Genomic DNA, 19,991 nt, shown 5'->3' with positions numbered 1-19,991 from the left:
TAACTAATGGCTACAATAGGCAGTACTTTAAAAATAAATGATGCTTTCAGTAATGTATTAAATAAGTTTAATGCTGGTGTACAACGTAGTGTTAGCTGGAGTTCCCGTCTTAAAAATGCAATAAATGGAGGTAGTAATGGAATGCTATCTCTTGGAAATGGCGCTAGATCTGCAGGAATTGGACTTAAACAGATCATTGCAGGAACTGCCTTTGGCGGAATGATTAGTTCCGCTGCAAGTGCTGCTACTACCGGAATTCATTCAATGATTGATGAACTAAATGAGGCTAGTGTTTCCTGGCAAACATTTGACGGCAACATGCGTCAATTAGGCAGGTCACCGGCACAGATAGCAGCAGCCAAAAGCTCGATGCAAAAATTTGCCCAAGACACAATTTATTCTGCATCAGACATGTCCTCTACATATAGCCAATTGGCAGCTGTAGGGGTTAAGAATACTACGAGGCTAGTCAAAGGATTTGGTGGATTGGCTGCAGCTGCTACTGATCCAAAGCAGGCTATGAAAACTTTGAGTCAACAGGCAACACAGATGGCTGCAAAGCCTACAGTTCAATGGCAAGACTTCAAACTTATGCTTGAACAAACACCAGCAGGTATGGCTGCAGTTGCTAAGTCTATGCATATGTCAACACAGGATCTTGTCAAAAATGTGCAAGACGGGAAAATAAAAACCCAGGAATTTCTTAATGCTGTTGCCAAAACTGGTACCAATGCTAATTTCAGTAAAATGGCTACACAGTATAAAACTGTAGGTCAGGCAATGGATGGGTTGAAAGAAACTTTATCCAACGGTTTACAGCCACAATTTCAAAAATTAAGTAAAATTGGAATTAGTGCAATTGAAGGAATAACCAATAAAATGAGTGAGTTAAATTGGAACTCCTTTGGAGATGGCATCATTAATGCCATTAATTACGTTAAACCAATTTTTGACAAGTTTAAATTAGGTTTGCAAGATGTATTCGATGGCTTTAACAGTACTGGCGCTGGTAAAGAAGTTGGTAAAATGTTTCAAACTATAGCTGACGCTGTTAGTGATGTCATTGACACGATGAGCGAAGGAGATGGCAAGACTAGCTTTTTTACGACTTTAGGCTCAATTTCTGGTAGAAGTATTTCGGGAATAGCCAAGGCAATCAGCGCAATCGCAAAAGTAATTGGTAAATTAGATCCAAGTAGTTTGCAGACTTTAGGTACTGCATTCTTTATTCTGAAAACAGGAACTAGGGGACTAATATTTACAACCGTTGTATATGGTCTAAATAAACTTAGCAAACTTAAGCCTGGTACACTAAATAATATTGCAGGGGCTATTAAAAACCTTGCAATAGCTTTTGCGGCTTTCAAAGTAATAAATACTCTTGGTAAAGGAATTTCAGGTATAGCAAAAGTATTTGGAGCATTTAAAAAAGTAAAATCTCCTAAATTGCCAACAAATAGTGTTCCTGAATCGGGAGGAATTATGCAAAGTGCAGGAGCCTTTTTAAAACTAGGTGCTGCATTGATGGAAGTCGGTGTTGCTGTCGTATTAGTGGCTAGTGGTTTCTGGATACTTGCTCAGGCAGCAAATTCTTTAGCAAGTGGCGGTGGTGCGTCCATTGCTGTGTTCTTTGGAATGTTAGTTGCAATAGGCGCTTTAGCTGTAGTAGTTAAATTGCTTGGACCGGCTTTTATTAGTTCAGCGGCAGGATTTCTTATCTTTGGAGCCGCGCTCCTATTGATTGGGGTAGCCATTTTTATAGCTACGGCAGGCTTGGCACTGTTAGGGATGCAATTACCTAACATTGCCACCTATGGCGCTCAAGCTGCCTTAAATATTCTTTTATTAGCAGTCGCAATTACAGTTTTCGGTGTAGCAGCAATCATTGGAGCAATCGGCATAGTTGCTCTAGCCCTAGCTATTGTAGTTTTATCTGTATCACTAGTAATTGCAGCAGTTGGAGCTGTTTTATTGGGCGCAGGACTATTAATATTAGGTGTTTTTGCAATTGTAGCAGCAGTTGGCATTATTATGTTGGCAGTTGGTGTTGCTTTACTTGCAGTATTTTCAATTATTGCGGCAGTAGGATTAGTTTTAATGGGAGCTGGTATAGCAATATTAGCTGTTGTTGCTATCATTGCGGCAGTGGGAATGATGTTGTTTGCTATGGCGTTAATGTTAGCTACACCATTACTTATGATAGCCGCTGTTGCAACACTATTATTAGGTGTAGCAGCCGTTGTTCTGGGAGCCGGTCTACTAATAGTAGGTGCTGCATTGATGGTTGTTGCCAGTGGCTTAGCAGCCGTCGGAGTTTCAGTGATGATGTTAGTCACTATGTTTATCATGGCAGGAACCATGATGGTTACAGCTATCACGAGTGCAATGAGTAACGTCGTAAATAGTGTCAGAAATGGTATTTCAAATGCAGTTAATGCAGCAAGAAGTTTTGCTGGCTCACTAGTAAGTGTTGGTAGAGACTTGATTCAAGGCTTAGTTAATGGGATCAAATCCATGATTGGTGCTGCAGTTAATGCAGTATCAAATGTTGCAGGAAAAGTTGTTAGTGCAGCTAAGAGTTTCTTCCATTTGGGGTCACCTTCTAAACTGTTTAATCAATTTGGTCGATGGTTAGACCAGGGGCTTGCGATTGGTTTAAATCATGACGCGGATATAGCTGCAAATGCCTCAGCGAGCATGGCAGAAGGTGTAGTCGCCGCTGCATCAGATATGACACCAACGCTTAATCCTTTGGTAATGGGTCAAACTAATGCAGGAGATTTGCTTGCTAATGGCTTTGACCGTGCCGCAACTGCTGTAAATAGTGTTGCCAATGCACTAAACGGATTGGATGGAGCTACAGCAGGAATTGGTATTAATGAACAAGATCAATTAGAAACTTCAATCAGTAGCAATGACGCTAATGGTTCGAATTTAATTGGAACTAAATTCGGCAGTAGCAGCGCAAATAATGACAATCGTAGTTCGACCGTCACTATTGAAAGTGGCGCTATTCAGATTAATAGCACAGGCAATGCCGACTATGACGCTGACAAGATTTTAGCAGCGATTGAAGATCGGTTAATTGCTCAGAGCGAAAAAGCATTAAGTTAGAGAGGTGAATTATATGGACGGCTTTGGCGTCTTTTTAACTAGTTATAAAACTAGTAAAACTATCCAATTGCCAGTCAATCCAACTGAACTAAAGCTTAAGTATGAAAATGATGACCAGAGCGAAACGATAGTCAACTTAGGCGAAATAAATCGACTGGGTAATTTAAAGTTAGTTGGTGTAACTATCGATTCCGTTTTCCCAAAATACAAAACGACCTATCTAGCGGATGATTCGCCTAAAAAGCCTGATTATTACATTAAGTGGATCAAAAAAATCCAAAAAGCTAAAGGTCTAGTCAGACTAGTTGTCGCCAACACTAAAATAAGCATGTGCATGACAATTGCCGGATTTAATTATGGTTTTGAAGATGGCTTTGATGAAGAGTACAAGTACACGCTTGAACTAAAACAGTATCGCAGTTTTAAAGCTGAAAAAGTTAAAAAGAAGAAAAAACATAAGTCGAAAAAAGGCAAGAAGCGAGTCGCGCCACCTAAAAAATTTGGCATTCATTCTACCGTGATAGTTAATGGACGTTTACACTTAGATTCGAACGGCAATGGTCCAGGTGCGTATGAAAAAAACGCCAAGCGCCAAGTAATTAACATTGCCAAAGGGCATAAGTACCCAATCTGTGTTGGCATTAATGGCATTGCTCGTGGTTGGGTTAAAAAATCGGAAGTGAAAAAGGCATGATAACGACATTTAAGTTAGTGCGTCGTAGCAACATGTATCGTAAATCTAAGAAAAATGGCAAGGGAACCACTTACGATTTGCGTAAGATAGTGGCAAACGTTAAATGGACAACTGACCTTAACTTTAGTGCTGGCGAATTGACGTTTGACTTAATTCAGAAAGCACATCCAATTATCCCTTACACAGGCGATATCATTAAGTTCAGATGGAGTCACCATAAAATCTTTTACGGTTATGTCTTTGATTACAAAGTAAAAGAAGACGATACGGTTAGTGTCACTTGTTATGACAAGGAACGGTACTTAAAAAACCAAGACTCAATTGTTTGGAAGTCTGGCACTATTGCAGACCGTTTTAACAATGTATGCAAGCGAGCTGGAATCAAGCATAAAGTAGTTAATAAGCCAAAGCACAAAGTAGCTGCTGAAGTCTGTGACGGAAAAACTTACTTTGACATGCTCAAGAGCGCGATCACCAAGACAAAGACAGCAACAAAGCACATGTACTATGTGTACTGCAACTACGATGTGGTTGAGTTAAGAAGAGCACCTTATAAGAAACTAAAAATCATAATTGGTAGTAAGTCCGCAATGACGGGCTTTTCTTATGCCGTTGATATTAACAACACAGCAAACGTGGTTAAGGTCATCCAAAAGGATGTTAAAAAATCTCAGTCTAAATCAGCCACTGCCAAGCGAAAGAAGGCTAATGGTAAGAATCAGAAAACAACTAGAGCTAAAGCTAAAACCAGTAAAAAGGATGAAGCTAAACGCACCAGCTTTAAATCAACTAGTGCCAAAGGTGATTCAACAGAGCAGTGGGGCAAATTGCAAGTCACTGTAAATAAGAAGAACAAAGCTAACCATGCGCAGATGGTTAAACAGGCAAAGGATGAGCTACGCAAGCGCAACAAAGCCAACAAGGAACTAACTGTTGATTGTATCGGCAACGTTGACCTTGTTGCTGGCAATGCTGTGACTATCAAGATTAATGACATTAACAAGACCTTGAAGAATTGCCCAATATTAAAGGCTGAGCATGATTTTGGCACAGATTACATGTGCCACTTAACAATGAAAGTAGGTGCGGAATGGCTGGAGAACGCTTAATTAAGATGTTACAAAGTCGCGGCGGTAAAGACAGTGACTATGCTGATGTGGTTTATGGAGTTGTGACCAGCACTGAACCACTGAAAGTGCAATTGTCCAACAATATGGTTATTGACGATAATTTTATCGTATTGGGGAAGCATATTGGCAAGTTCAAATTACCTGGCAAAGCAACTATTACTGGTAGTGATGTTATTAAAACCGAAAAAATTTCTTTTAAAGACATGGAATTTGATAACAGTTTAAAAAAGAATGACAAGGTAACCATGATCCGCATGGATGGCGGACAGCAGTTTTACCTATTCGAGCGAGAGGAGGGATAGCATGGACGATGATGACAACATTATTGTGACTGACGATGACAACATGGACGATGAGAGTGCCGAGTTGGAAGATACCGATATTGACACTGACGGCGATGATGATGAGACTTTGGACGATGAACCAACTTTGACTTTTAAAATTGAAAATGGACGCATTCGTGGCAAAGTTGATGAAAAACAAGCCATAATTCAAGCAGTAGACAAGATATTGCGGACTGAACGTCTTGTCTATCCGATCTATTCCGACCAATATGGCAATGATTTAAACGATCTTATTGGCAAAGACATGGGCTATGCCAAGGTAGAGGCTGAAAGGATGATTAAAGAGGCATTATTAGCTGATGATCGAGTGGTTGAAGTTGATATTGACACAGTTAATGAAGTAAGCCGAGATACCCTAGAAATTAAAGGCACCTGCGTTACGGTGTACGGCAATATTAATATAGATAGTGAGGTGAGTGTTGATGACACCAGATGAGTTAGCTGAAAGCTACATGGCAGAAGATTATGACTATTGGCTTGATTTAATGCTAGAAAATGTTCCTGATGATATTGATCAGCGAGAAGGTTCAGTAATCTATGACGCATTAGCACCTACAGCTATGGTTTTAGCTCAACATTCTTTGGCAAGAGCTAACATCATTAAACAGACTTATGTAAAGACAGCTCAAGGGCAATTTCTTGATTACCGAGCGGCTGAACACGGCACAGGCAGATATGCAGCAACCCAAACGGAAGTTAAGGCTAAATTCTTAGATTCTGACGGTAACACGATTAATAATGTTCAGATAGGCGACCAATTCGCAAGCATTGGTGAAACGCCTATTTTTTATACCGTGCAAAAAATCAATGATGATTTAACAGGCGAATTAACTGCAGACGACCCTGGAACGACGGCCAACTCTTACATTGGGCAGATACTGCCAGTAACCAGTAACGACAGCCTATCATGGGCTGAAATCACTGAAATAGTTGCTCCTGCAAGGGATGAAGAAACAGATGACCACTTGCGTGACCGTTTGTTAAAAGCAGATGACTGGATTGCTTACGGTGGCAATATTACGGACTACTTGGCAATGCTTAGCAAAATTAGCGAAGTTGGAGCAGGGCAAGTGTATCCGGTGTGGAATGGTGCGGGTACAGTTAAATTGGTTATAGTTGACAATATCCTAATGCCTGCCAGTGCCGACTTGATCAAGAAAGTAAAGAACATAATTGATCCTACTGACAATGAGAGTCAAGGTTATGGTCTAGCGCCAATTGACCATCAAGTAACTGTAGTTGCGCCAACACCTTTGACAGTTAATATAGCAGCAACAGTCAATATTGACGGTACACATAGTACAGACCTAGTTAAAGCAAAAATCAAAACTGCAATCGAAGAATATTTTAAATTGCTACGGCAAAGTTGGAACAATATTGATGCTAAAACTGGGCGAGGTTACTCACAGACGATTTACCGTTCAAAAATACTGTCACAAATTATGATGGTTGACGGGGTAATCAATGCGTCTGTACCGACTTTGAATGGAGCCGACCAAGATATTGCACTTGTGTTTGATAATCAGACTTCACAACTGCCAGTTTTAGGGGAGGTAAAGTTAGATGGCTAATAATTTAATGGACTATCTTCCTGACTATTACAATGACGTTTACGAAATGCAGGCAATCATGCATGCACAAGAAGACGTCTTAGACAAGGCAGAAAGTGAGCAGTTCCGACTGCTTTTAAATCAGTTTGTCACACAGACAGATGCAAAGGGTATTTCTGTCTTTGAAGATCAGGTAGGGATTAAACCTGCTCCAAGCGATGATTTAGAGACACGACAAAACAAAGTATTAATGCGTTTGTTGCCACCGAGACCAATTACTATTTGGTACTTGCGCGACTTGTTTGCGACACTTAAAATACCTGCCACAATCACAGTTATGCAGAGGTATGCAATAGTAGAAGCCAAAAGTGCCGACATTAATAGTAGTCAAATTGAAAATATCAAGTATCTGCTTAACATCTATTTACCCGCAAACATGATCTATGAAATCAGAGTAGCATTGAACAGAGCTGAAATTAGTAATGATTTTAAAGTCGGTCTGGGGACTTGGCTCAAAGCAACAACTGCAGTGCAAGCCAATGTATCGCAGTTTATCAATTAGAAAGGAGGAGCAAAGATTTGTCGAAATACAATAAAACAATATTAACTAACGCAGGTTTAGACTTAGCTGCTAAAGCCAGCTCAGGCAAAGCCAAGTTTACGATTACCAGGGCTGCGACATCTACTGAAAAATTGGCAGATAAAAGTATTAGTGAATTGCAACAATTAACGGCACTGCCAAGTTTGATGCAGTATGGCGAAATTAACAATGTCGCAGATTCTGCTCAGGATAAAAGCATTGTCATTGGGACAGAGCTAGTATTTAACAACAAAGATTTGACCACAGGCTATAATGTCAACACTATTGGTTTGTTTGCAAAAGAAGATGGTAGCGACAAAGAGTTCCTTTATGCTTTAACTACGGCTTTGGAACCAGAAACTATGCCTGACTTCAAGGATAAAGTATTATTCAAGTTTAATCTGACAATGTTCGTTGTAGTGGGACAGACAGATAATGTAACTGTTGATGTTACTGACAATGGAGTCGTTACCCAGGAACAATTAGCTAAGGCTGTTCAGGCATTGCCACAAAAGCAGGATATTACCAACCTGTTTAACAAAATTGATATAGACATTAAATCGCTTCATAAAACGATTGACAATAATATTAAAAGCCTTACCGCGCTCAACAGCGATAGTGGCAATAATATTTATAATACGAAAATTAACCTTGATACATTCTCAACGGTTGGGATAAGCAAGTTTCTTGGGTGCCAATTACAGTCTGATGGCGCAATGGCAGGCTTTGATGCAACGCAAGGAAGCCTTTATGGTTGGATATTCGATATACCTAAGTGGAACGGTGCTCAAACCTACGAGCAGATTGTCTATATTAGCGATTATGGTCAAGGGAGCCTAACATACGTGCGTACCAAAGCTGATAGTACAAGCAAGGAAGACTTTCTCAAAATTGCATCTGACAAAGATTTAGGCAACATTCACACAATTTCAAATCCAATTTTAAAAGATAATAAAACTAACCCTGACTCACTTACAGAATCAGGGATTTATTATTCTAAAAATGGCTTTAATTTCGCTAAAAATGACATACCAGATGACTATCGGAGTGATGGCAAGACATATATATTCGTTCTGGAAGGTGAGAACCCAGGGTACTCGTTAAATTACTACCAACAGTTTATGTTTCAGGCAACAAAATTTAACTTTGAGTGCTGGTATAGGGCAGGTTATAAATATGGCAGTGATGCTTACTATACGGTTAGCTTTGTTAACATGAAAGATATCTTTGGCAAGTTGAGGCAGATCAGCCTTAATAATGGCACGGCAATCCGTCCTGATGACGATGGTGTAGCGAATCTTAAGGTTGTCACAAAGGTTGACAACACAGCTCCTGACAGCAATGGCAATGTGAATACTGACCACTACACAAAAGCTGAATCTGATAAGCGTCATAATGATCTGATTTCTAGAATAGAGATCCAGGAAAATAAGGAAATTGTCCATCAATGTGATGACCTTGATAGTGGCATTGCTTACTCTAAAGCCCATCCTAATGTTTTCGTGGCAACACCATAAGAGGAGGTTGACAAATGCTAATGAATGGCAAAGAAGTTAACAATTTGATTGTTGCTGGACAACGGTTTTCAGCTGTAAAAAGTACACTCATTGGGACTAAAATTCAAACAAAAAAAGGTCAAAAAGTTTATTATGTTGGAAATGTTAACACCACTTCGGCAGGGCAGTTTTCAATAGGATCAGCTGTTAAGGATGAAATAGTACCGATTAAGCAGTGCTTGTACTTAATAAAAACTGATAAACTCGAAGATGGAGAGTATTGGATTCAGATTGGCATCACTTTTTCAGATGAGAGTAATAAAGTAATTTATAGCTCAACGCCATGTTATATAAGGCTGTCGGATATTACCATCAAAAGTGAAGTGGGGGGGTAAATAGTCCCTCCTGTTTACTAATAATATATAACGTGGAGGAGGTGACTCCTTCATGTTGTTAAATGGCAAAGAAGTGAATAACTTGATAATTGGCGGTCACAGATTTACACGAGATGATTTGGCTGGCAGAAAAGTTATGCTTTTAAAAAACTATTACGATGGAACATATTTAGCTATAGATAAAAATAATGAATTACATCTTACTGACCCCTACCCTAGTAAATACGTGTCAAGTGGCTCAACATGGACTATCCTGACAACTTTGGGAAAATATATTTGCATTGGAGTAGCGTGGGTTGATCCAGCTGATGTTAAATTTATAGATTAGTTAGGAGATTAAAAATGGCAGAAAATAAGGAAACTAAAGGCTTTATTCAGGTTTATAAATCAACCAATACGGTGCCATGTGAACCATGGTTTGCACCTGCGGATGCAGAAATTGCATACCCTTTTGTTAAAGAAGCACCTGATCCTAAATTAAAGTCACCTAAATATGACTGGAATAATTATCGATGGTATGAAACTGATGGAGCTGTTCAAGGTCAACAATTAGCAGAAATTGCTAAACAAGTAAATCAATTAAAAGATGACGTAGCTAACGGTAAAGTAAGTGATGAGGCTCTAAACCAACAGCTCGGAACACTTGTAGGCATAGTATCGCAAGGTGCTATTGCACAACAGGCAGAACAACCAAACACTGATGACAGTACAGCTAAATCTGATGGAGGCGATAAATAATGAACATAATGAATGCATTTGAATCACTTTACCAATACCTCTTTAGCGTCAATGTATACACCAAAGCAACGATTGCTGGATATGTGGGGAAGACCATTGACGCAGATGCGTACAAAAGGATAACAGGTGATGACTATGTGGCACCGTCTGCTTAGAAATTTAAATGAAAACCATGACCAGACCATAGCAGGCATAGCCATTGCCACAATAGGTACTGCGTTGCTCCGAGATAGGAACTACTTTTTCTGGCCACCAGAGTGGACGCTTTTCATGAACGATAAAAGACTAGACCTAGCAATAATAATACTAGGTCTTTTGATTGCCTTTGATTCTATGTTAATAAAAAGGCATAGGGGCTGGCGTATGTTTATCTTAATAGTAGGTGCCTGGACTATGTGGTGCTTGATCTGCATACAGCTAGGACATGCTATAGGTGCTGGAGAATTCCGTATGGATTTAACAGTAATTGGTGAAGCTGTGATATCAATATTATGCCTATATGGCATTTACCAAAGCTAGAGAGGTGGTAGCGTGCATGATGTGACTATCCTTATCTATGTTTTAGGGACACTAATCGAAGCAGCTGCTACCTTTTTAGCGGCAACACACACATCGCACAAAGAGGACACGGATGATGTTATCAAAAACCTTAAAGTCGAACGTGATAACTTTAAACAAGACTATCTTTTTGAACGAAAAAGACGGTTAGAACTCGAAGCGAAGTACGAAGAATTAAAAAAGAAGCTAGAGAACACTGTGTAGTGTTCTTTTTTTATTGAAAGGATTTTTAAATTGGCACAATTTATTAATTTTATAAAAGAGTTATTCCCATACATTGTCATATTGGCTGTTGGTATTGTGGCTGCTTATCCATACGCTAAACAACACAATCCAGCCTTTGCAGACAAGATGAAGTGGCTGTATGACGTAGCGCAATATATCGTTACGCAACAGGCAACACATACCGATGTTTCAGGAGCTGAGAAAAAGCAGGCAGCTACTGATGCACTGCTCGAACAGGCGAAAGCTTCAAAGGCTAAACTAACCAAAGAAACAGCTGAAGGCATGGTTGAGAAAGCCTATCAAGAAGGTGTAAGAAATGAAACTAAATAAAAAGTATGCATTGTCGGTTAATGAAGGCTCATCTGCTTTGGCTAAAAGAGATATTATTGTAGTTCATTCAACAGCTACGCCAAATGGTGAAGCCTGGGCAATTGCCCATAACATGAAGGCTGGCATTAACACTGCACAAACCTACGTGCATTTAGTCGTGGACGATAAAGAATGCTACCTGGTAGGTGGCTTAGGCTATGTTGCCTGGGGCTGTGGCTACTATGGTAATCAACTTTCGCCAATGCAAATCGAACTGTGCGAGTTCTCTAATAAGACACGAGCATTGAAAGCCTACCGTAACTATATTGGTCTGATCCGTGAATATGCTCAGAAATATGGCATTCCTTTAACACTAGATACGAGTGCTAAACGTGGAGTCAAAACTCATAACTGGATCACTCAGCACTTAGGTAACACTGACCATTCTGATCCTTACGGCTATCTTTCAAGCATCGGCATTAGCAAGGAACAATTTGCACATGACGTTGCTCATGGTATAGGTGGCAAAGCGGATTCAGCGAAAAAGCCAGCTAGAAGTTCAGGTAAGAAATCATCTTGGATTAAGAAACCTGGTACTTTTGTTTTAGGTAAAGCTTTGAAACTGCATACCTCGCCACATATTAATGCCCCTGCAATTGCTACATTGCCAAAGGGTAGTGCCATTAAGTACGATGCAGTTCTGCAAGGCCCGAAACGTTTATGGCTAAGACAGCCACGAGCTAATGGCTATGGCTATATAGTTGGCAAGGACAAATATGGTAAAGCAATGGGACAATTTAAATAATTTAAATAAGCCACTCCAGAGCAATGCTCCAGAGTGGCTTATTTTGATGCTATAATTTAAATGAGAAAAGAGGTAAGCAAATATGAATTTAGTAAATAGAATAAAAAAATTGAATTGGAAAATGATAGATACAGTAACTATTGTTCTATACTTTTTAGTTTCAATACTAATAAAAAAAGATTTTATATTTAAAATTCTTGTTCCGATAGAAGCCATACTGTGCTTATTTTTTGTTACAGGCATTTTAATCATAACCTTCTTTAATGAAAAAGAAAAATTTGATAGAGATTCTCTTGGTTTATGTTCTTTGGTTCTTTTTCCTTTAGCTCAACTATTTTTTGTCTTGGTAATTGGAAAAGGGAAAAAAGTAGTAGATAAACTATTAAAAGAGCATGTGGTTTTTACAGTTATATCCATTCTTTTATTTTTAGTGTATTTTTGGCTAATTTATCTGTTTCGTTGCAAAATAGTGATTGATGAAATCAAAGAAAACTGGCATCTCTTTTTAGTGAAAATGATTAAGCCAATGTTAAGTGCTGTATTAGTTTGTTTCTCAGCTGCTATAATTATTGATTCATTATTAGGACAAGATAGTATTAAAAAATTAATTTATCAAGTTATTAATATTATTATAAATTCATTTTACCCATTTATCGATATGTATACTTATGTACGCTCAGAAATTGACGAATTTAACACGCGAGAAAAAGAGAAGTATAAATATGATTTATATAATTATAATTAAAAAGTCACTTAGATGTAAGTTGTCTAAGTGGCTTATTTTTTGCAATAAAAAAACTCCCAAATGGGAGCATAAGGTAAATGAAGTTAGATCGAAACTTCAAAAATAATTTTAACTTTTTTTAGAAAAAATTGCAAAAAGTAGTTGACTTTATACGTTAAAACGTATATTATAATGTTGTAAGGTGAATGAAGAAAGAAAGGAACTTCAAAAATGTCAACTACAAGTTTTAATCAATACAGATTCAAAGGATTCAAATTTCAAGATCAATCTCACAAATATTGGGACTTCAAAGAACAGGTTAACGATGATGAAAGCAAGGTTCTTATCAGAATTAACCATGACAACGTATTTAGCTACGTAAACTATAATAATGGTTGGAGAAACTACGTGCTTAAATTAGATCGTAACCACTGCATGTTTCTGAAAAACTGGCAATACTTCGATGGCTACTATGGCACTTATGTAATTTTAGACAAAAAATACTTCAAAATTGCAGATGCTAAAGAGCCATTTGAAGATATGGCTAGTGATGGCGATATGTCAACTTGGGATGACGCATTAAATATTGCTAAATCTCAGCAAAAAATGATTAGTGAAGATAATTTAGTTTTAGTCGCCAAAGATTAGGAGAGATAATTTAATGGCTAAAGTTAGCGAGGCTCAGCTAAAAGCTAGCAAAAAATGGGATGAAGCCCATAAGGAGCGAAAAAAATACATCGTTGCTAGATCACAGGCTAAAAGATTTGTAACCAAATTAGCCACAAAAGAAGATTTAGAAAACCTAAAAAAATTAATTGAAAAAAAGCAAAATAATGCTTGACTTTATACGTTAAAACGTATATTATAATGATGTAAGGTAAATGAGAAAGAAAGGAATTTTAAAATGAAAAATTCAGAATTAAGAACAATTAGTAAGAAATACGCAGATGAGATTAATCAATTTGTTGCTGACTACGGTTTAAATGATGCCGATCAGAGAGATGTAATAACCATTTTTGATGATGATTCTAAAGATTATCCTTCAGGTCAACGTGTTGACGTTACCTTTAAGATGAATACTGAAGGTGATGGTCTACCTGAAGAATTCGATATGAGCGAATTCTGGACTCGCGATCTAAACTTAAACGATAGTAATCTATCCGCTCTAATCGATGAATACACAGACGCTATCAGGTAATATCCATGTACTACTCATTTGACTCAACAAGTTTAATTAATGAATTAGAAAAAGATATTGCTGAATTTGGCAATACTGATGTTTGGGCATACTGGAAGCTTATGGAGAATGGTCAGGAAATCTATTTCGACTATTTCCCTATAAATGATCCAGATGAGATAGGCAATCCAGAATACATGGATATTGAGAACTTTGATAAAGAGGTTGCAAAAACATATCCCAATTTTTTAAGGAAGAAGATTAAATCGAAAGATCTGCTTGAAATTTTTAAGAAAGAAAACAAAACCATATAAAACCGTTCTAGTTAACCGCTAGGACGGTTTATTTATTTTTTTTATTATTTGTCAAAAAAAATTTGAAGTGCTTAAAATTGCTCTCTCAGCACCAACTCTTTATAATAAAAGCAAACAAATGTTTGGTGGTCAAAATGAAAAATAATTTTAACGATACGGTCAACAATTTTTTTAAGAACTATCAAGATCGTGGCATGAAAAAATGGCAGGGCTTCATGTTGAGCGACCACATTGCAACTCTTAATCGAGATAAAGAAGAAAAGGCTAGAGTATATTCTGAAAAAGATACTATGTCTGAGACTGAGGTTAGTCAGGTTTTATTTCAGGCATTCGCGAATAACAAAGTTGTTGCAGTTCAGCTTAAAGAGAAAACTCTTGAAAAGAAGATACAGCCTGACATTGTTGGTCTTGTTAAGGGTTATGATGGAGATAGAATTGTCATTGGGGATACAGAAGTTGAGCTAAGTAATATTAATCATATTGAAATTAATTAATGCTCGCCAAAATGTTCGCCAACTTTATATTTTATAATTTTAATAAGTATGAAAATTGTCAAAAATTGTTGATCTATGAAGGAATCAGTTTCAACCATTTTTATTTATTTTCTCTATTTACGCCCCTCACCTCCATAAATATTTAAATATAGAGTCTGGGAAAAAACTCTAACCTAACTAAAAAAGGCCGACAAATCACGTCAATAAAACGTTGATTTGTCGGTCTTTTTAAATTGTGAAATTTTTTAATTTAACTTCAAAGAACACTTTTTTCCCAGACTCTTTATTTTGTCTGCGAACGGTATTTGCACTGCATAAAAGAATAAATAATCTAATTATTTTATTCTTTGAATACGGAAATTAGATTGAAGCATTTGTTAATGGATAACAATCCATTTTGATAAACATTTTCTGTGAAAGATTATTCAGTAAAAATAATATGAAACAATTAATCGTGTAGTAAAAATGCTTATTAACTATATAGACAAAGGAATTAATAGAGTATTATGATGAAGGAAAGCAGTAAAAAAATAAGTAAGTGTTATAAAGTTAAAAAAGTGAAAATAATTGTTACTTGTTATTCACCGAGTGTTTAAAAATGATAATTTATATGCTTATTTATTTCAGTATCAAAATTATATAATAATTGTTTAATGACTAGGAAGTTGATGAAATGGATCCACACAAAATGACATTGCAAGAGTTAGGAAAACTTTTTTATGGTAGAACAGTTCAATTTAATTTAAAAAATGGTAAAAAGAAAACAATATTTGTCCAAGATATTATGAATGAAGAAGATGATGAACCAGAATTAACATTTATAGGAGGATCTGAAGAAAATGAAGTTCGCATCTCAGAAATTGTGAGTGCGTGTGAAATCAAGAAATAAATTGTTAATCAAAAAATATAACCTCCAAATATTTTTTGAGTTTTGAGGTCACATTTTGTAATAATTGTATTTTAATTGAATAGTTTAATTTTAGTTAGTTGTATTAAAGTTTACCATTCCACTTGTAATTATAAATCCGCTTATTTAAAATCCTCTCAAATTAGGTAAAGACCTTTTTGTCTTAATACCTGTTCAGATGTTTTATCAGCAGGAAAATAACCATTATTTAGTAGTTCTGATATATACCAAGAATTATATTTGACACAGGTTACAATTCTTATAATTAATCCTATAATTCCAAAAGAACAAAATTCAAGTAATGAATAATTCCAAAAAGAATGGCAAACTTCCAATCTCCTCTGAAAATTGGTACCCACGCACCAAAGAAAAGGGCTGTCCAACTTGCCCCAACTTTTACCTGTTTAATTACTCATGTTTTATCACTTTTCAAATAAGTTATTCTATTTATATATATTTATTATACTAAAAATAAATCAAAAAACGATCTGATTTAAAAACTATTTTACTAACAATAAAACTACTCAATTTAATTTAAACTAAAAAAAGAAAAATATGTGCATTATAATAGTTAAGCACATAGTTTGTCGTAAATTTAAAAAAGAAGTCACAATGAAAAATTTAACACAAAAAAACAAACTACTTTTAGGCTATGCCATTTCAGGACTGGGTGATCAATTTTACACTTTTGCAATTCCATTGCTGATGCTGTCTAGAACCCATTCATCAGTCATAATGGGACTGTTAACTGCAGTTGAATATCTGCCGACAGCTCTATTTGGACTAACAATTGGACCCATTTTTGATATATATTCTCGTAAGAAAATCATGCTCTTTTCTTTAATAATGCAAATGGTGCTAATTATAATTGCACCATTTTTGGCTATAAAAAACATTTCATTATATTGGCTTTTATTAGTAGTCTTTATACTTGGTACATTTGATTTAATTACTTGGACTGGATATCAAATATTCATAGCCGAGTCGGTTAAAAAAGAAGAACTTTCATCTGTTTCAGGACAAATGGGATTAATTTCGTCGATTCAAAAAACTTTTGGTCCAGGTATTGCTGCTGTCATTATTAATTTAATTAATTATCTTGGTGGCTTTTTACTGGATGCCTTAAGCTTTGGTTACTTAACTTATGTTATTAAAGATTATGAACCTTTACATATAGAAAAAAAGTCAGTAAAAGGTGAAAAGTCATTTAATAAAAGTGCAAAAGAGGGAATCACTTTTTTATCTAGAAATCATGATATTAAATGGCTGATTGCAAGTTTTTTCGTGGCAAATATTGGCTTTCAAGCAGTTGTTCCCATGCTTACTTTTTTGTTAAAACAAGAAATGAAAGTTTCTGTTAATTTGGTCAGCATCTTTTTCACGGTAGCAGCGATTGCAAGTATTCTAGGCAATTTTATTTTTTTACGTATTAATAAAAATATGAGACTAGGTACGCAAATGATTCTGATAGCCTTGTTGATAATGGTAGGCTTCCTAATTATGCTTGATGTCCAGTCATTTATTTGGGTTACTTTTGGTTATGCATTGGTTTCGTTTGGTAGCGTATGGTCGCAAGCCAACTTCTTTACTGTTATTCAAGCAGAAACTCCATCTAAATTCAAAGGCACCATAACTTCGATTTCAACTTCGTTAACCAGGATTATAGGACCAATTATGTCTTTAGTTAGTGGGTTTTTAATCAAAGCAGAAGTACATTCAATATTCGTTGTTGCCGCTGTCTGTATGTCAGGTTCCATATTAATCACTTTGTTTAGCGGCTTAAGCAAATTAGGCAAGTTGCAATAAAAATAACAGGTTAATTATTATTTAAATGGTAGTAACTATGATTATCGGTTACTGTAAAAGTCCATTAATCAAGTGTGTGACCTAAAATATTGGTAATAGCTGGATTTTTATATATCGCAACAACATCGTATTTTAGTTTAGGCAAGTTTGGTAAAAAAGTAACATAACTATCATATATTTTTGGCAAGGGCAATTCCTCCGGATAAATTGCCATACCGTGATCTAACACAACGTTGGCTAGAGCGGCATCGAAACTGTCTAAGTAAATTATTTGGTCATAACTGATATTCATTTTTTCCAGAATATTTTTAATTTTTGTTTGTACGTCGTTATTATCAGTAGCAGTCCATTTTTGTAAAAAAAGGGGCTGTTTTTTTAGTAGGTCTTTTTTAAACTTTTCGTTAGAATCAAAAGAATTCTTATTCAATAAAATGCCAAAATTGGCAGTGCCAACTTTTCTAACATGGATATTTTTAATTTTACTGACGGCAGTGGAAAACCCAATCAATACGTCATAATCGCCTGCATCAAGTTTAGGGATGCTAGCGGCAAAATTTTCAGTATCGAGTTGTAATTGTAAATCAGGATTATTTTTTGCAAGAGAATGTGCTAGTTCAACAGCCCAATAATCAAAAGCGTGTAAGTAATGTATTCTTAACGTTTGAAAAGAATTATTCAATTGACTGATTTTTTCGCTAAATTCATAGTATTTATTTAACACTGGCACTGCACAATGGTACAAATTAATTCCGGCCAAAGTGACTTTGAAATGAGAAGTTGACCGATCAATCAGTTGAACGCCCAGGTCTTTTTCTAAATTTTTAATTGCATTGCTAATTGCTGTTTGGGAGACAAAATTTCTCTTAGCGGCGGGGGTAAAACCTTGAGTTTCAACGACGTCAATAAAGTACTTATATGTTAATAAACTGTATTTCATCACATTATGTCCTTTTGCTTATAACTTTAACTAATAAGTTATCATCATTATATGTTAGCGCTTCCCAAAAAGCGAGGGTAAAATTGAATTTGTAACGACAGTTACCTTTACTAAATTAGTTTTAAGACTAAAAAGGAGAAAGTATAATGGCTGAAAAATATATTTTAGCGATTGATGAGGGTACTACTAGTACAAGAGCAATTATTTTGGACCATTCTGGTAAAAAAGTAATTGACTCACGGAAAGAGTTTAATCAATATTTTCCTAAACCTGGCTGGGTAGAACATGATGCCAATGAAATTTGGAACTCAGTTTTGTCCACAATTGCCAATTCATTTATTAACTCAGGGATTAAACCTAACCAAATAGCAGCTATCGGTATCACAAATCAGCGTGAAACGACCGTTATCTGGGATAAGAAGACCGGCTTGCCGATATACCATGCTATTGTCTGGCAATCGCGTCAGACTTCGGATATTGCCGATAAAATTATTGCTGATGGCTATTCAGATATGATTCATGAAAAAACGGGATTAATTCCTGATGCCTACTTTTCAGCTACCAAAATTCGCTGGATTCTTGATCATGTTCCAGGAGCTCAGGAACGTGCAGAAAACGGCGAATTATTATTTGGTACCATTGATTCGTGGCTGGTATGGAAATTGACTGGTGGCAAGGTTCATGTGACAGATTACACGAACGCCAGTCGGACAATGCTGTTTAATATTACCAAACTTGATTGGGATGATGAAATTCTTAAGTTATTAAACATTCCAAGAAAAATTTTGCCTGAAATTCGGTCTAATTCTGAAATTTATGGCACTACAGCTGAATTTCACTTTTATGGCAGTCAAGTACCAATTGCCGGCATGGCAGGTGACCAGCAGTCAGCCTTGTTTGGGCAGTTGGCATTTGAGCCTGGAATGGTTAAAAACACATATGGCACAGGTGCGTTCACTGTTATGAACACTGGTGAAAAGCCTAAATTTTCAGCTAATAATTTGTTAACTACTGTGGCTTATGGCATCAACGGCAAAGTAAATTATGCTTTGGAAGGTAGTATTTATGTAGCTGGTTCTGCTATTCAGTGGCTGCGTGATCAACTAGGAATTATTGACGATGCTCCTCAATCAGAAGAAGCTGCCAAGCGCTCAAAAGACAATAATGAGGTTTTCGTTGTCCCTGCATTTACCGGCTTAGGTGCTCCTTACTGGGATTCTAATGTCCGCGGAGCTGTTTTCGGTCTGACTCGGGGCACAACCAGTGATGACTTTACAAAAGCTACTTTGCAGTCTCTAGCTTATGAAAGCCGTGACGTTATTGACACGATGCATGAAGATACTAAAATTAAAATTCCTAAGTTAAAGGTCGATGGCGGTGCTGCCAATAATGACTATTTAATGCAGTTCCAAGCTGATATCTTGGGTATCGAAATTGAGCGTGCTGCCAACCTCGAGACAACGGCATTAGGTGCAGCTTTTCTAGCTGGTTTAGCTATTGGCTTTTGGAAGGACTTTGATGAAATCAAGAAAATTCAAAAAGTAGGTAAAACCTTTAAACCGCAAATGAGCAGTGCAGAAAGAGATCACCTTTATGAAGGCTGGAAATCAGCTGTTAAAGCTGCTCAGAGCTTTTCATATAAGCCATATCAGAAAAATAATTAGAAATTTTTATTAAAAAGAAAGAGGCTAAAT

Annotated in this window: 25 protein-coding genes; 24 read left to right on the top strand and 1 reads right to left on the bottom strand. The window is 36.6% G+C overall.

From position 1 onward, the window contains the following. Window positions 1-6 precede the first annotated feature (6 nt). From AAA926_RS02730 to AAA926_RS02615, 23 genes are all read left to right on the top strand, one after another. Entirely contained in the window at window positions 7-3,114 is a 3,108-nt protein-coding gene (locus AAA926_RS02730) for a tape measure protein (protein ID WP_338211779.1), read from the top strand. Window positions 3,115-3,127: 13 nt separating this feature from the next. Beyond that, window positions 3,128-3,808, top strand: coding sequence for a hypothetical protein (locus tag AAA926_RS02725; protein WP_338211778.1), 681 nt, complete (start codon window positions 3,128-3,130; stop codon window positions 3,806-3,808). Then, entirely contained in the window at window positions 3,805-4,917 is a 1,113-nt protein-coding gene (locus AAA926_RS02720; protein WP_338211777.1) for an XkdQ/YqbQ family protein, read from the top strand. Before AAA926_RS02725 ends, AAA926_RS02720 begins: the two co-directional genes overlap by 4 nt. Then, window positions 4,899-5,240 (top strand): DUF2577 domain-containing protein, encoded by a 342-nt coding sequence (locus AAA926_RS02715; RefSeq protein ID WP_338211776.1) that lies wholly within the window; start codon window positions 4,899-4,901, stop codon window positions 5,238-5,240. The genes AAA926_RS02720 and AAA926_RS02715 overlap by 19 nt, the downstream gene beginning before the upstream one ends. 43 nt (window positions 5,241-5,283) lie before the next feature. After that, entirely contained in the window at window positions 5,284-5,718 is a 435-nt protein-coding gene (locus AAA926_RS02710) for a DUF2634 domain-containing protein (RefSeq protein ID WP_338211922.1), read from the top strand. After that, window positions 5,705-6,853, top strand: coding sequence for a baseplate J/gp47 family protein (locus tag AAA926_RS02705; RefSeq protein ID WP_338211775.1), 1,149 nt, complete (start codon window positions 5,705-5,707; stop codon window positions 6,851-6,853). Before AAA926_RS02710 ends, AAA926_RS02705 begins: the two co-directional genes overlap by 14 nt. After that, window positions 6,846-7,394 carry a putative phage tail protein gene (locus AAA926_RS02700; RefSeq protein ID WP_338211774.1) on the top strand — a complete coding sequence of 183 codons (549 nt, stop codon included), beginning with the start codon at window positions 6,846-6,848 and terminating at the stop codon, window positions 7,392-7,394. Before AAA926_RS02705 ends, AAA926_RS02700 begins: the two co-directional genes overlap by 8 nt. A 17-nt stretch (window positions 7,395-7,411) precedes the next feature. Next, window positions 7,412-8,929 (top strand): hypothetical protein, encoded by a 1,518-nt coding sequence (locus AAA926_RS02695; RefSeq protein ID WP_338211773.1) that lies wholly within the window; start codon window positions 7,412-7,414, stop codon window positions 8,927-8,929. A gap of 20 nt (window positions 8,930-8,949) precedes the next feature. Continuing rightward, window positions 8,950-9,303: a hypothetical protein gene (locus AAA926_RS02690; protein WP_338211772.1), complete on the top strand. Its 354-nt coding sequence runs from the start codon at window positions 8,950-8,952 to the stop codon at window positions 9,301-9,303. 52 nt (window positions 9,304-9,355) lie between these two features. Continuing rightward, a complete protein-coding gene (locus AAA926_RS02685; protein WP_338211771.1) occupies window positions 9,356-9,631 on the top strand; it encodes a hypothetical protein in 276 nt (91 codons plus the stop codon). 14 nt (window positions 9,632-9,645) lie between these two features. Then, the gene (locus AAA926_RS02680) at window positions 9,646-10,041 is read left to right on the top strand and encodes a hypothetical protein (protein WP_338211770.1); all 396 of its coding nucleotides are present in this window, start codon (window positions 9,646-9,648) and stop codon (window positions 10,039-10,041) included. A gap of 129 nt (window positions 10,042-10,170) precedes the next feature. Continuing rightward, window positions 10,171-10,560 (top strand): hypothetical protein, encoded by a 390-nt coding sequence (locus AAA926_RS02670; RefSeq protein ID WP_338211768.1) that lies wholly within the window; start codon window positions 10,171-10,173, stop codon window positions 10,558-10,560. A gap of 21 nt (window positions 10,561-10,581) precedes the next feature. Next, complete coding sequence (locus AAA926_RS02665) at window positions 10,582-10,803, top strand: hypothetical protein (protein WP_338211767.1); 222 nt, start codon at window positions 10,582-10,584, stop codon at window positions 10,801-10,803. Window positions 10,804-10,833: 30 nt separating this feature from the next. Beyond that, entirely contained in the window at window positions 10,834-11,154 is a 321-nt protein-coding gene (locus AAA926_RS02660; protein ID WP_338211766.1) for a phage holin, LLH family, read from the top strand. After that, the gene (locus tag AAA926_RS02655) at window positions 11,141-11,938 is read left to right on the top strand and encodes an N-acetylmuramoyl-L-alanine amidase (protein WP_338211765.1); all 798 of its coding nucleotides are present in this window, start codon (window positions 11,141-11,143) and stop codon (window positions 11,936-11,938) included. The genes AAA926_RS02660 and AAA926_RS02655 overlap by 14 nt, the downstream gene beginning before the upstream one ends. A gap of 82 nt (window positions 11,939-12,020) precedes the next feature. Beyond that, complete coding sequence (locus AAA926_RS02650) at window positions 12,021-12,683, top strand: hypothetical protein (RefSeq protein WP_338211764.1); 663 nt, start codon at window positions 12,021-12,023, stop codon at window positions 12,681-12,683. Between the two features lie 210 nt (window positions 12,684-12,893). Beyond that, the gene (locus AAA926_RS02645) at window positions 12,894-13,310 is read left to right on the top strand and encodes a hypothetical protein (RefSeq protein WP_338211763.1); all 417 of its coding nucleotides are present in this window, start codon (window positions 12,894-12,896) and stop codon (window positions 13,308-13,310) included. A 13-nt stretch (window positions 13,311-13,323) separates the two neighbouring features. Next, window positions 13,324-13,503, top strand: a complete 180-nt coding sequence (locus AAA926_RS02640; RefSeq protein WP_338211762.1) for a hypothetical protein — start codon at window positions 13,324-13,326, stop codon at window positions 13,501-13,503. Between the two features lie 63 nt (window positions 13,504-13,566). Continuing rightward, on the top strand, window positions 13,567-13,860 hold the full coding sequence (locus AAA926_RS02635; protein WP_338211761.1) for a hypothetical protein: 294 nt from the start codon (window positions 13,567-13,569) through the stop codon (window positions 13,858-13,860). A gap of 5 nt (window positions 13,861-13,865) precedes the next feature. Beyond that, window positions 13,866-14,153, top strand: a complete 288-nt coding sequence (locus tag AAA926_RS02630) for a hypothetical protein (RefSeq protein WP_338211760.1) — start codon at window positions 13,866-13,868, stop codon at window positions 14,151-14,153. A gap of 134 nt (window positions 14,154-14,287) precedes the next feature. Then, a complete protein-coding gene (locus tag AAA926_RS02625) occupies window positions 14,288-14,647 on the top strand; it encodes a hypothetical protein (protein ID WP_338211759.1) in 360 nt (119 codons plus the stop codon). A 673-nt stretch (window positions 14,648-15,320) separates the two neighbouring features. Beyond that, entirely contained in the window at window positions 15,321-15,536 is a 216-nt protein-coding gene (locus AAA926_RS02620) for a hypothetical protein (protein ID WP_198179490.1), read from the top strand. Window positions 15,537-16,166: 630 nt separating this feature from the next. Then, window positions 16,167-17,360: an MFS transporter gene (locus AAA926_RS02615; RefSeq protein ID WP_338211758.1), complete on the top strand. Its 1,194-nt coding sequence runs from the start codon at window positions 16,167-16,169 to the stop codon at window positions 17,358-17,360. Between the two features lie 64 nt (window positions 17,361-17,424). Here AAA926_RS02615 and AAA926_RS02610 read toward each other — a convergent pair whose 3' ends face one another. Then, window positions 17,425-18,297 (bottom strand): LysR family transcriptional regulator, encoded by an 873-nt coding sequence (locus AAA926_RS02610; protein ID WP_338211757.1) that lies wholly within the window; start codon window positions 18,295-18,297, stop codon window positions 17,425-17,427. 146 nt (window positions 18,298-18,443) lie between these two features. On the opposite strand from AAA926_RS02610, the gene glpK reads away from it, so the two are divergent. Next, complete coding sequence (gene glpK, locus AAA926_RS02605) at window positions 18,444-19,961, top strand: glycerol kinase GlpK (RefSeq protein WP_338211756.1); 1,518 nt, start codon at window positions 18,444-18,446, stop codon at window positions 19,959-19,961. The last annotated feature ends 30 nt before the right edge of the window (window positions 19,962-19,991 follow it).

Origin of the sequence: Lactobacillus juensis, assembly GCF_036246285.1 — a bacterium.
In the GTDB taxonomy this organism is placed as follows: Bacteria; Bacillota; Bacilli; order Lactobacillales; family Lactobacillaceae; genus Lactobacillus; species Lactobacillus juensis.
Note: the sequence above shows the minus strand (reverse complement) of the source record. Positions and strands in the feature narration are given on the sequence as shown.